13 protein-coding genes are annotated in these 11,492 nt (G+C 38.1%); 8 read left to right on the forward strand and 5 right to left on the reverse strand.

Going from position 1 to position 11,492, the window contains the following annotated elements; genetic code table 11:
• The first annotated feature begins 48 nt into the window (after window positions 1-48).
• The 4 genes from J7J33_04580 to tgt are packed head-to-tail and all read left to right on the forward strand — an operon-like array spanning window position 49 to window position 5,287.
• Window positions 49-1,200: an iron-containing alcohol dehydrogenase gene (locus J7J33_04580; protein MCD6168562.1), complete on the forward strand. Its 1,152-nt coding sequence runs from the start codon at window positions 49-51 to the stop codon at window positions 1,198-1,200.
• Window positions 1,201-1,204: 4 nt separating this feature from the next.
• Window positions 1,205-2,893, forward strand: a complete 1,689-nt coding sequence (locus tag J7J33_04585; GenBank protein ID MCD6168563.1) for an ABC transporter permease subunit — start codon at window positions 1,205-1,207, stop codon at window positions 2,891-2,893.
• 5 nt (window positions 2,894-2,898) lie between these two features.
• Window positions 2,899-4,188, forward strand: a complete 1,290-nt coding sequence (locus J7J33_04590; protein MCD6168564.1) for a nitrate/sulfonate/bicarbonate ABC transporter ATP-binding protein — start codon at window positions 2,899-2,901, stop codon at window positions 4,186-4,188.
• Window positions 4,181-5,287, forward strand: coding sequence for a tRNA guanosine(34) transglycosylase Tgt (gene tgt / locus J7J33_04595; protein ID MCD6168565.1), 1,107 nt, complete (start codon window positions 4,181-4,183; stop codon window positions 5,285-5,287). The genes J7J33_04590 and tgt overlap by 8 nt, the downstream gene beginning before the upstream one ends.
• Here the strand turns inward: tgt and J7J33_04600 are convergent.
• From J7J33_04600 to J7J33_04610, 3 genes are read right to left on the reverse strand one after another with little or no spacing between them, the layout of a single operon-like run.
• Window positions 5,284-5,574: a septum formation initiator family protein gene (locus tag J7J33_04600; GenBank protein ID MCD6168566.1), complete on the reverse strand. Its 291-nt coding sequence runs from the start codon at window positions 5,572-5,574 to the stop codon at window positions 5,284-5,286. The genes tgt and J7J33_04600 overlap by 4 nt on opposite strands.
• Window positions 5,574-6,986, reverse strand: a complete 1,413-nt coding sequence (pyk, locus tag J7J33_04605; protein MCD6168567.1) for a pyruvate kinase — start codon at window positions 6,984-6,986, stop codon at window positions 5,574-5,576. Before pyk ends, J7J33_04600 begins: the two co-directional genes overlap by 1 nt.
• Before the next feature lie 2 nt (window positions 6,987-6,988).
• Window positions 6,989-7,669: a rhomboid family intramembrane serine protease gene (locus J7J33_04610; protein MCD6168568.1), complete on the reverse strand. Its 681-nt coding sequence runs from the start codon at window positions 7,667-7,669 to the stop codon at window positions 6,989-6,991.
• A gap of 183 nt (window positions 7,670-7,852) precedes the next feature.
• On the opposite strand from J7J33_04610, the gene rplS reads away from it, so the two are divergent.
• The 4 genes from rplS to J7J33_04630 are packed head-to-tail and all read left to right on the forward strand — an operon-like array spanning window position 7,853 to window position 10,738.
• Entirely contained in the window at window positions 7,853-8,320 is a 468-nt protein-coding gene (rplS, locus tag J7J33_04615) for a 50S ribosomal protein L19 (protein ID MCD6168569.1), read from the forward strand.
• A 5-nt stretch (window positions 8,321-8,325) separates the two neighbouring features.
• Complete coding sequence (gene lepB, locus J7J33_04620; GenBank protein MCD6168570.1) at window positions 8,326-8,871, forward strand: signal peptidase I; 546 nt, start codon at window positions 8,326-8,328, stop codon at window positions 8,869-8,871.
• Window positions 8,849-9,511, forward strand: coding sequence for a ribonuclease HII (locus tag J7J33_04625; protein ID MCD6168571.1), 663 nt, complete (start codon window positions 8,849-8,851; stop codon window positions 9,509-9,511). The genes lepB and J7J33_04625 overlap by 23 nt, the downstream gene beginning before the upstream one ends.
• Window positions 9,512-9,514: 3 nt before the next feature.
• Entirely contained in the window at window positions 9,515-10,738 is a 1,224-nt protein-coding gene (locus J7J33_04630; GenBank protein MCD6168572.1) for a hypothetical protein, read from the forward strand.
• Here J7J33_04630 and lexA read toward each other — a convergent pair.
• A complete protein-coding gene (gene lexA / locus J7J33_04635; protein ID MCD6168573.1) occupies window positions 10,735-11,328 on the reverse strand; it encodes a transcriptional repressor LexA in 594 nt (197 codons plus the stop codon). The genes J7J33_04630 and lexA overlap by 4 nt on opposite strands.
• The coding region (locus J7J33_04640; GenBank protein ID MCD6168574.1) for an NUDIX hydrolase at window positions 11,303-11,492 on the reverse strand (190 nt) is incomplete at its 5' end. The genes J7J33_04640 and lexA, both read right to left, overlap by 26 nt.

The raw sequence follows: 11,492 nt of genomic DNA on the forward strand, positions 1-11,492 counted from the left end.
ATACTATAAATGGTAAAATTTCATTAAGAGAGGAAAAAGGAGGGAATGATGAAATTTAAGTATTTTATACCGACGAAGGTCTATTTTGGGAAAGGAGAGGTTGAAAGGGTTGGAAACTTAAGCAAAAGGTTTGGAAAGAAGGCATTTATTGTAACAGGGAAAAGATCGGCAAAGGAGAGTGGACTTCTGGATAGGGTGGTCGGTCTTTTAGAAAAGAACGGGATTTTATATGAGATTTTTAATGAAACAATTCCCAATCCTCCTGTTCATCTTGTTGAAAAGGGTGGAGAAAAGTTTCTTTCCACTTCATCAGATTTTATAATTGCCATTGGTGGAGGAAGTCCAATGGATCTATCCAAAGGGATAGGAATCTATGCAGTTTATAAGGAGATAGTGCCCTTCCTTCTTGGAGAGAAAAAGGTTGAAAAAAAGATTCCTCCACTTATAGCAATTCCAACCACCTCTGGCACAGGTTCTGAGGTTACAAGATACGCAGTTTTAACATATGAGGGAAGAAAGCTTGCAGTTGGGTCAGAATACATATTTCCAGATATTGCCCTTGTTGATCCAGAAACTACTTTATCCATGCCTAAGGAACTTGCAAGGGACACAGGGATGGATGCTCTCTCCCATGCACTTGAGGGTCTACTCTCCCTTAAATCAAACCCGGTGAGCGATACTCTTGCCTATGAATCCATAAAGGTGATCTTTGACTTTCTCCCAAGAAGTGTTTTCCATGAAGGAGATTTTGAGGCAAGGGAAATGATGCACTACGCTTCAATGGTGGCTGGAATGGTTATTGCAGAGGCTGGAACAGGACTTGTTCACTCAATGGGTTATCCATTAACAATGAAGTATGGTTTCTCTCATGGTCTTGCCAATGCCATTATCATGCCATATGTGATGAAATATAATATACCTGCCTGTTATGAGAAGATGGCAAATGTTGTAAGGATAATATCTGAGTATTCTGGTACAGACATTGAGGATGCCCACATTCTTCCAGAACTTTTACTTGATATGAATGAGCTTCTCGGGATTCCACTCACCCTTGAAGAGGCAGGGGTGGATGAAAAGGATTTTGAGAAGTTTGCAAGAGAGGTTGTGGATAGTATGGAGAAAAAACCAATACCAAGAAAACCTGAAGGGATTGATGAGATTATCGCCATTTATCAGGAAAGTTTTCATGGGTTAATATAAAGAAGTGAGGAAAAGTAAGGGAATAACTCCCCTTGATGTTCTTGGGTTTGTAGTAGTATTTGCAATCTTCTACTTCCTCATTAGAGGAAGGGCTATATATGGAGTTGTTCCTGCGAGGGGAGAGACGATACTTTCTCTCAAACTCCTCCCCCTGTATGCTCTTTACTCTGTTGGAAGAGTTTTTATAGCATTCATCCTCTCCTTCATCTTTGCCCTCATCTATGGTTATATTGCAGCAAAAAACAGATTCCTTGAAGTTTTTTTAATTCCACTTCTTGATGTCCTCCAGTCTATCCCAGTTCTCTCATTCCTTCCACCAGTTCTCTTCTTCATGGTTTCCCTATTTCATGGATCAAGGGTTGGTCTTGAACTTGGATCGATAATTTTAATCTTCACAGGTCAGGTATGGAATCTTGTTTTCAGTTTCTACAACTCCCTAAAAACCATCCCAAGGGAACTTGATGAGGCAGCGAAACTCTCAAGGCTTAACTTCTGGCAGAGATTTACAAGACTTGAACTTCCCCATGCAGCAATTGGACTTATATGGAATAGCATGCTTTCCGTAGCTGGTGGCTGGTTCTTCCTTATGGCATGTGAGACATTCACCTTGTTAAATAAAAAATTCTCTCTTCCGGGTCTTGGCTCTTTCCTTGCAAAATCTGCAGAATCAGGAAATATAAAGATGACCATATGGGGAATAGTTACCCTTGCCCTCGTTATAGTTTTAATAGACCAGCTTCTATGGAGGCCTCTTATTGCGTGGTCAACGAAGTTTAAAATGGAGGAGAAGGGTGAGGAGGAGATACACTCTGCGATTTTGAATTTATACAGAAGGTCAAAGATACTTGAATTTATTTCATCTAAATTGATTGTCCCATTGAATGAGAAGATAGAACGCTTCTTTGATGAGATTGAGAGGAGAAGGGAAAGTTTCACAATGGAACTCATTAAGAAACTCATCTCTTATATATTTTCAGGTTTAATCTTTCTTCTTATCATTGTTGGAGCAAAGGGCCTCTTTTCAATACTTGCAAAGGTTAGTATAAGTGATTGGATAGAGATAGTTAAAGGAGGATTCTTTACACTTCTTAGAGTTGTTGCTGCCGTTTCCATTGGTTATCTATGGACGATACCTGTTGGAGTTAAGATAGGGATGAATCCAAAGATTTCAAAGGTAGCTCAACCTGTTGTTCAGATAATAGCTTCTATTCCAGCTACAGCAATATTCCCCATCTTACTTATGTTTCTTATAAAGATTGGAGGAGGACTTTCCTTTGCCTCCATACTTCTGATGCTCCTTTCAACCCAGTGGTATATTCTATTCAATGTTATGGGTGGAGCATCAGGAATTCCAAAAAACTTTGTTGAAGCAGGTAAAATATTTAGAATAAAGGGAGTTCACTGGTGGAGGATTATAGTAATTCCCTCCATTTTCCCTTTTCTTGTTACTGGAGGAATAACAGCCTGGGGAGCAGCTTTCAATGCAAGTATTGTCTCCGAGTATGTGAAATTTTCTGGAAAAACATTTATGATTCCTGGGCTTGGAGCAATCATAACTTCTGCCACAGAAAGGGGAGACATGCCTCTCCTTACATCAGCTACTTTGTTTATGGCTCTAATTGTTGTAATATTTAATAGGCTCTTCTGGAGAAGAATGTATAAACTTTCTGAGGAAAAGTTTCATGTGGAGTAAAGGATATGAGTTTGCTTGAGGTAAGGAACATTGGAAAAAAGTTTGTTATGCCCACAGGGAAGGAGATATATGTCCTTAAAGGCGTAACGTTTTCAATAAATGAGGGCGAGATTGTTTCAATACTCGGTCCCTCTGGTTCAGGGAAGTCAACACTACTTAGGATAATTGCAGGACTCCTTAAACCTGATGAGGGGGTTGTTATATACAGAGATAAGGTGATAACAGATGTGAATCCTGGTGTATCCATGGTTTTTCAGAATTTTGCGCTTTTCCCATGGCTTACAGTTGAGGAGAATGTGGAGACTGGTCTTATATCAAAGAACATGAGCAAAGAGGAGAAAAAGAGGAGGGTCTTAAAGGCGATAGACACTGTTGGTCTTGATGGATTTGAAAATGCATATCCAAAGGAACTCTCTGGAGGAATGAAGCAGAGGGTTGGTATAGCGAGAGGGCTTGTGGTTGAGCCAGATATTCTCCTCATGGATGAACCCTTTTCTGCCCTTGATGTTCTAACTGCAGAGAACTTAAAAAGTGATATTTTAGAGCTTTGGATTGAGAAGAGAATTCCAACAAAGGCAATTCTCATAGTAACCCATAATATAGAGGAAGCTGTGTATCTTTCTGACAGGATCATTATAATAAGTAAGGATCCAGGGATGGTGATGGAGGAGATAAAGGTAGATATTCCCCACTGGAGGGATAAAACATCAACAAAGTTTTTATCCATAGTTGATAGAGTTTACACAATACTTACCGCAGGTGAGATAGAAAAGGAGAGGGAGATACTTAGAATCTCAAAAGAGATTCCAAGAATCCCCATAGCAAGAGTTGGTGCAATAACCGGTTTTGTTGAACTAATCTCTGATCTTGGAGGAAGAGTTGACCTCTTTAAGATTGGTGGTGAACTCTACATGGACATAGAGGATCTTCTTCCCCTTGTTGAGGCATCCGAACTTCTTGGATTTACAAGGTATAAACAGGGTGATATAGAACTTACAGAGGATGGGAAAGTTTTTTCAGAGGCAGATGTTCTTACAAAGAAGGAGATATTTAGAAAGAATCTCCTTAGAAATGTTTTTCTTATAAGGCAGATTTTGAGAGTTCTCAAATCCAAGGCAAACAAAAGAATCTCAAAGGAGTTTTTCCTTGACATTCTTGAGAGAAAACTCTCCCATGAAGAGGCAGAGAAGGAGCTGGACATTCTAATTGATTGGGGTAGATATGCAGAACTCTTCTCCTTTGATGATGAAACAGATGAACTTTTCCTTGAAGAGGAGGAGGTAGCAAATTCTTGAATTTAAGGTAAAAAAGAGATTTGGAAACATAAGGCTTGGAGAGTTAAAGATAGGGGATATTGTTGTTGAAACCCCTGTTTTTATGCCAGTTGGAACTCAAGCCACTGTAAAGTCCCTTTCATCTGAAGATGTAAAAGAGATTGGATACAAACTTATACTTGTAAATACATATCATCTCTATCTCCAACCGGGAGAGGAGATAATAAAAAAGGCTGGTGGGGTTAAGAATTTTATGAACTGGGATGAGCTTGTTCTCTCTGATTCTGGTGGTTTTCAGGTGCTCTCCCTTTCAGAGATAAGAAAGATAAGGGACGACGGTGTGGAGTTTAAATCCTTTCTTGATGGTTCCACCCATTTCTTTACTCCAGAATCCACTGTAAAATTTCAGGAACTTCTCGGTGTGGATATAATGATGACGCTGGATATATGTCCTCCATATGGAGTGGATTTCCACGAACTCAAGAAGTTCTCACTGATGAGTGTGGATTGGGCAATAAGGGGGAAAAGAGTGAAGGATAAAGAGAGAGGAGATCTATTTGCTGTTGTTCAGGGAGGGCTTGACATAAATTTAAGAAAGTTGTGCATGGATAAACTTGAGGAAGAGGGTTTTCCTGGCTACGGGATTGGAGGATTATCCATTGGAGAGCCATGGGAGGAGACAAGGGAGCTTCTAAAAGAGTTTGTTCCATACATGCCAGAGAATAAACCGAGATATTTTATGGGACTGGGAGATCCAATTAGAATAATGGATGCAGTGGAGGCTGGAGTTGACATGTTTGATTGTGTTTTCCCAACAAGAATTGCAAGAAACAGAACTCTCCTTACAAAGAATGGAAGGATGAGGATAACAAAGAGTGATTACAGGGATGACTTTAGACCGATTGAAGAGGATTGCAATTGTTTTACATGTAAAAACTACACAAGGGCATATTTAAATCACCTCTTCAAGGCAAAGGAACTTCTCGCACCACGACTTGCAACAATCCATAACCTAACATTTATGTACAACTTTATGAAAGATCTAAGAAGAGCAATAAAAGAGGATAGATTTTACGAGTTTAAGAAGGAATTTTTAGCTAAGTTTGTAAATAGGTCTTAATCCTTATCCTTTACTATATAGATCTTCTCCCCGTCCTTTACCATCTTCAGGTTCTCTTTAGCCCACCTTTCAACATACTCATCTGTTTTAGATTCAATTAGTTCATTTTTCAATCTTACAATCTCTTCCCTTTCAATCTCCATCTCTCTTTTTATTTGAGTGATCTCTCTTTTTAGACTTACAAGTTTTAATATGGGTACTGAAAAGTAGTAAAGGGAGAAAATTATTATGACAATAAAGATTGCTGCCTCTATCTCCCTTCTCCTTTTCTTAAATTGTTCCTCCATTATAGTCTCTCCACTCTTAACAGGTTTGTTCCACCTGCCACTCCAGGAATTACACCAGAAAGATACACGACCAAATCTCCCTTCTTTACAAATGGTGATTTCTTTGTCTCAAGGGAAATTTTTTCCACCATATCCTGAGTATTCTTAAATCTCTCCACCACTACAGGATAAACACCCCAGTAAATAGATAAAAGTTTTGCCACCTTTTCACATGGAGTGATGGCAAGTATTGGAACATTTGGTCTGAATCTTGAGATTCTTATGGCAGTCTTTCCTGTTTCTGTTGCGGTGACTATTAAGGATGCTTTTGTGTTGAGTGCAACAAAGACACCAGCATAGCTTATGGAATCTGGTATAACTGCTGAGACTACTCTTTCCATCTCCATAATTCTTTTTTCATAAGGTAGTTCCGGCTCCACTCTCTCTGCTATTCTTCTCATAACCCTTACCGCCTCTACTGGATACTTACCAGAGGCAGTCTCTCCTGAAAGCATTACTGCGTCTGTTCCATCAAAAATTGCATTGGTTATATCCGAAACCTCTGCTCTTGTGGGATAGGGTCTTTCAATCATTGAATCAAGCATCTGGGTGGCAGTTATTGAGAATTTTCCCTTTCTCAAAGCTCTCTTTATTATCCTCTTTTGAAGTAGAGCAACCTCTTCAATTGGTGCTTCAATTCCAAGGTCCCCTCTTGCAACCATAACTCCATCGGAGGCATCAATTATTTCATCAAGGTTTTTTATTGCCTCATACTTCTCAATCTTTGCAACAATTGGTATTTTTTTTCCTTTGCTCTCTATAATCTTCCTCAAAGAAATAATGTCATGAGCTTTCCTTACAAAGGAGAGGGCAAAGAAGTCAACAGCCATCTCAATTCCAAAGTCAATATCAACTCTATCCTTTTCTGTTATGGATGAAATTTTGAGTTCCGCTCCTCTAACATTTATCCCCTTTCTGTTCTTCAGTATTCCACCCCTTATAACCTTTGTCTTTATATTCTCTCCATCTGTTTCAACAACCTCAAGCTCAAGGGCGCCATCATCAAGAAGAAGACGAACTCCAGGATGAACATCTTTCGGAAGTTCTTTATAGGATACAGATACAATTTTTTCATTTCCCAAGATATCCTTTGAAGTCAGGATAAACTCATTCCCCTCTTTTAATTCAATCTCTCCTTTCTCAAATTCTCCAACCCTTATCTTTGGTCCCTGAAGGTCCATAAGAATTGATATATTTTTATTTAATTTTTTTGAAAGTTTCCTTACAATCTCTATCCTTTCTCTGTGTTCCTCATGTGTTCCATGGGATGCATTTATTCTGAATACATTAACTCCTTCTTTTATCAATTCCTCTATGACGCTCTCTTTAGAAGATGAGGGTCCAAGAGTTGCAACAATCTTTGTTCTCTTCATACTTACCACCTTCTCCAATAGTCATTATAATAGTAATCTCTTCTCCTTCTTCCACCCATGAGAATGATTAATGCTATGCCAGCTACAAATCCACCCACATGTGCCCAGAAAGCTATGCCTGTTCCAAGTCTTCCAAAGGAGGTGAATGCAGGAATAAGCTGCATTAAAAACCATATTCCAAGGAATACGAATGCAGGCACCGGTATTATGGTTACATAGAAAAAGAGGAAGGTAAGGGCGAGGACTTTTGCATTTGGATAGAGATAGAAGTATGCCCCCATAACTCCTGCTATCGCCCCTGATGCTCCAATGGTGGGAATCATGGATGAGGCATACATTATTGAGTGAATAAGACCAGCAAGGATTCCAGAGAGAAGGTAGAACAATATAAACTTAGCTGGTCCAAGGAAATTCTCAACATTATCACCAAAGATCCAAAGATACAGCATATTTCCTATTATATGGGCAAAATTTCCGTGAAGAAACATTGATGTTATAAGTGTTAGATACTCCATTCCTCCAAAGGTGAACAATCTTTTAGGCACAATTCCCCATTTGTATATGAGCATGTGAAGGTTTGGATTTAACATTTCATATATGAAAACAATTACATTTATTATTATAAGTGTAACAGTAACATATGGAAACCTCCTTCTCGGGTTTATTTCCAATATGGTTATAATATATTCTCCTCCTTCTTACCAAAGTTTCCTTCCATATAACCATTTTACACTAATAATTATTTAATTTACAAGTTTAAGGAGATTTGAAATTCCAAATTTTTATTTTTGTGGTATTATATTTTTGTTTTATTATGAAAAATCTGATATAATTTATTGTCAGTTGGATTATAAGGAGGATAGAAGATGAGAGAGATAAGACTTATAGAGAACAGTTTCTTAAGAGATGATATTCCTGACTTTAAACCCGGTGATACCCTAAGGGTTCATATAAAGATAAAGGAAGGAAACAAGGAGAGAATTCAGGTTTTTGAAGGAATATGTATTGCAAGAAGGGGAAGTGGAACAAGAGAAACCTTTACAGTGAGGAAGTATTCCTTCGGAGTTGGTGTTGAAAAAGTTTTTCCGCTGAATTCCCCAACCATTGAGAAGATTGAAGTTGTAAGATACGGAGATGTAAAGAGAGCCAAACTCTACTATTTGAGAGGTTTGAGAGGAAAGAAGGCAAGAGTTAAGGAGAAAGTCAAAGTAAAGAAACAGAAGAAGAAAGTTGTTGAAGAAAAGATAGAGAAACCTCCCGAGGCTGAAGAGAATTTAGAAAATAAAGAGGCTGAAGAGATTTCACAGAAAGAAGAGGAAGAGACTAAGGAATAGTATGCATGAGTAAAACCTTCAAAGAGGTTGTAAGCTGGATTCTAACCTTTGCCATTGCATTTGGTCTTGCATATCTTATAAGGAGATATATTTATGAGCCATACAAAGTTCAGATGTCTTCTATGAATCCAACCATATACGAAAACGACATAATTATAGTTAATAAATTCATTTTCAGATTCAAAGATCCAGAAAGGGGGGAAGTTGTAATATTTAAACCACCGTATGGATCAAAGGATTATATAAAAAGGGTTATTGGTCTTCCAGGAGAAACTTTGGAGATAAAGGACGGTTTTGTATTTATAGATGGTAAGAAACTCATTGAACCGTACATAAAAAATTCCACCCCTGGAATATATGGACCCATTGAAATACCTCAGGGAGAGGTATTTTTGATGGGAGATAACAGAGGCAACTCCCTTGACTCAAGAGAATTTGGTCCCATTGAGATCAAAAAACTTGAAGGAAGGGCAGAACTTATATTCTGGCCCCCAAAACACTTTAAACTCCTTCGGGGATACCCAAGTTTTGAAACTACCAGTAGGAGTTGATGAAGCAGGAAGGGGCTCTATTGCAGGTCCTGTGGTTGCAGCCTCATTTCCCCTTCTTTCCCTACCAAAAATTTCTATTACCGATTCTAAAAAAATAAAGGAAGACGAAAGGGAGAAGATATTTGATTATATTCTTGAAGGAAAATTTCCCTTTGGTGTAGGCGTTGTATCCAACGAATTTATAGATAGAGAGGGAATACTCTCAGCCACCTTTGAAGCAATGAAACTATCCATACTTCCATTTCTATATAAGAAAGAATTGGATGTTGAAACATACAGGATGCTTTCCCTTGATGAACTTTTAAATGAGACTGTAAAAAGTTATGAAAATTACTCGGTTTTCTTTCCAGAGAGAATTTTTATATCAGATATACTCATAGTTGTGGATGGCAATTCAATATTTACAGAGAGCATCCCACTTGTCTCTATGATAAAGGGAGACGAGAAGGTTTCCCTCATATCTTTTGCCTCAGTTGTTGCCAAGGTTGTAAGGGATAGAATTATGAGGAAGCTGTCAGAGGAATTTAAGGAGTATGGATGGGATAGAAACAAAGGCTATGGAACAAGGAAGCATTTTAAAGCTATTGAAAAGTATGGATTATCAATGTATCATAGAAGAAGTTTCTTAGATAAGAGGTGAGGGATGAGATTAGGTCTTATACCTTTAAGTTCTGATGAGACAAGAAGGCCCATTGAGTTATCCTTTCTTAAGGAAGTAAGGGATTTTGTTGAGAAAAAAGGTATTGAGGTGGAGGAGTTTAAAGAGGGAGAGGATTATGATTTTGTTATCTTTCTTGTTGTTACAGGGGGGAGCGAGAGAAAGTTTCTTAAAATTCACAAAAAGTTTTCTCCTCCCTATCTATTCATAACTAATAAGTTTAACAACTCTCTTCCAGCGGCACTTGAGATAAATGCATACCTTAAAGGGAAGGGAAGGATATTCTTGTGGGATAAGAGAAGCGAAAAGAAAGATTTTGTAAGAGCACTTAAAACCCTTAAACTCACAGAGGAGATTAAAGGGAAAAAGATGGGAGTTATTGGAAAACCAAGTTTCTGGCTTATTGCATCAACTCCCGATGAAAGTGTGGTTAAGGAAAGATTTGGTATAGATATTGACTTTTACCCCATAGAAAAATTTATAGAGAGAGTTAAAAAAAGTGATGATTCTTCCATAGATGAGATACTCATTGATTTGAAAAAGAAAGCTACTAAAATAACTGAGATTGATGATAATGAATTAAGGAAGGCACTCAAAGTTTATAAGACTACAAAGAAGATTGCCGTTGAGAGAGGGTGGGATTTACTTTCTATGGAATGTTTTAGTATTATAAAACCTCTTGATACCACCGGTTGTGTTGCTCTATCCCTTCTTACAAGTGAGGGAATAACTGCTGGCTGTGAAGGAGACATCCCTTCAACCCTAACTATGTATATAATGCAGAAGCTTACAGAAAGACCATCTTTTATGGGAAATATTGCATGGGTTGATAGAAGTGGGGAGGAAACTACTGATCTATACTTTGCCCACTGCACTGTTCCATTAAAGATGGTTAAGAGTTTTTCCTTGATGACTCACTTTGAAACAGGAAAGGGAGTTGGTATAAAGGGATTTTTTGACAGAAGTATAGGAACACTAACAAGAATTGGAGGAGATAGTCTTAACAGGATATTCTTTGCAAGGGCAAAGATAGAGAAAAACCTTAGGAGTGAGATGATGTGTAGAACCCAGATAGTGTTAAAGGTTAAGGCAAAGTCAGATTACTTCTTAAAAAGACCTATAGGAAACCACCACATTTTTTCAATGGGTGATTATACAGAGGAACTTGAACTCTTTTCTGAAATAATGAAGCTGGAGAGGGTTTATTAGTACCTCCTCCAGACCCCTATAACCTTTCCTATAATCTTTATCCTTTTATCTATTTTTATTGGTTTATACTTTGGATTTTCAGGAAAGAGAAATGATTCACCCCTCTTTATTTTGAACCTCTTTACTGTAACTTCCTCACCATCTACAAGGGCAACACATATGTCATTCTCCTTAACTTCAATGTCAGGGTCAACAACAACCATGTCATTATCAAGTATCCCTGCATCCTTCATACTATCTCCACTAACTCTAAGTAAGAATGCATTTGGATGTAAGTTTCTATCTATTGGAAGTTTAATGTAATCCTCAATATCTTGAACGGCAAGATTTGGCTTCCCCGCTTTTACCTTTCCAACAATGGGAAAGGAGGAGACCACGTCCTTAGTCACTATTATTGACCTTGCCCCTCTTTTTCTTTTTATATAACCCTTTTCTTCAAGTCTTCTCAAATAGAAGAAGACTGTTGCTGTGGAGGAGAGACCAACTTCTCTTCCAATTTCCCTTACAGTGGGAGTGATTCCTCTTCTCTTTGATTCAACTATAAATTCAAGTATATCTTTTTCCCTATCTGTTAGATCTCCCCTCTCCATCTTTAAGAACTCTCCTTCCTTTTTCTATGGCATCCTTTACCCTTTCTGGAAGAGGGTAATCCTTTACTTCTTCTAATTTAATCCACTTTAAATCAAGGGCATCAGAGCCAACCCTTATTTCTCCAGATAGGTACTCTGCCACAACATCTATTATTACATAGTGA

Source organism: Caldisericia bacterium (genome assembly GCA_021158845.1).
GTDB lineage: Bacteria > Caldisericota > Caldisericia > B22-G15 > B22-G15 > B22-G15.

Coding starts and splice junctions, on each gene's coding strand:
- pyk (MCD6168567.1), bottom strand. CDS start 6,986: ATGAAGAGAACAAAGATTGTTGCAACTCTTGGACCCTCATCTTCTAAA.
- lepB (MCD6168570.1), top strand. CDS start 8,326: ATGAGTAAAACCTTCAAAGAGGTTGTAAGCTGGATTCTAACCTTTGCC.
- lexA (MCD6168573.1), bottom strand. CDS start 11,328: ATGGAGAGGGGAGATCTAACAGATAGGGAAAAAGATATACTTGAATTT.
- J7J33_04580 (MCD6168562.1), top strand. CDS start 49: ATGAAATTTAAGTATTTTATACCGACGAAGGTCTATTTTGGGAAAGGA.
- J7J33_04590 (MCD6168564.1), top strand. CDS start 2,899: ATGAGTTTGCTTGAGGTAAGGAACATTGGAAAAAAGTTTGTTATGCCC.
- rplS (MCD6168569.1), top strand. CDS start 7,853: ATGAGAGAGATAAGACTTATAGAGAACAGTTTCTTAAGAGATGATATT.
- J7J33_04630 (MCD6168572.1), top strand. CDS start 9,515: ATGAGATTAGGTCTTATACCTTTAAGTTCTGATGAGACAAGAAGGCCC.
- J7J33_04600 (MCD6168566.1), bottom strand. CDS start 5,574: ATGGAGGAACAATTTAAGAAAAGGAGAAGGGAGATAGAGGCAGCAATC.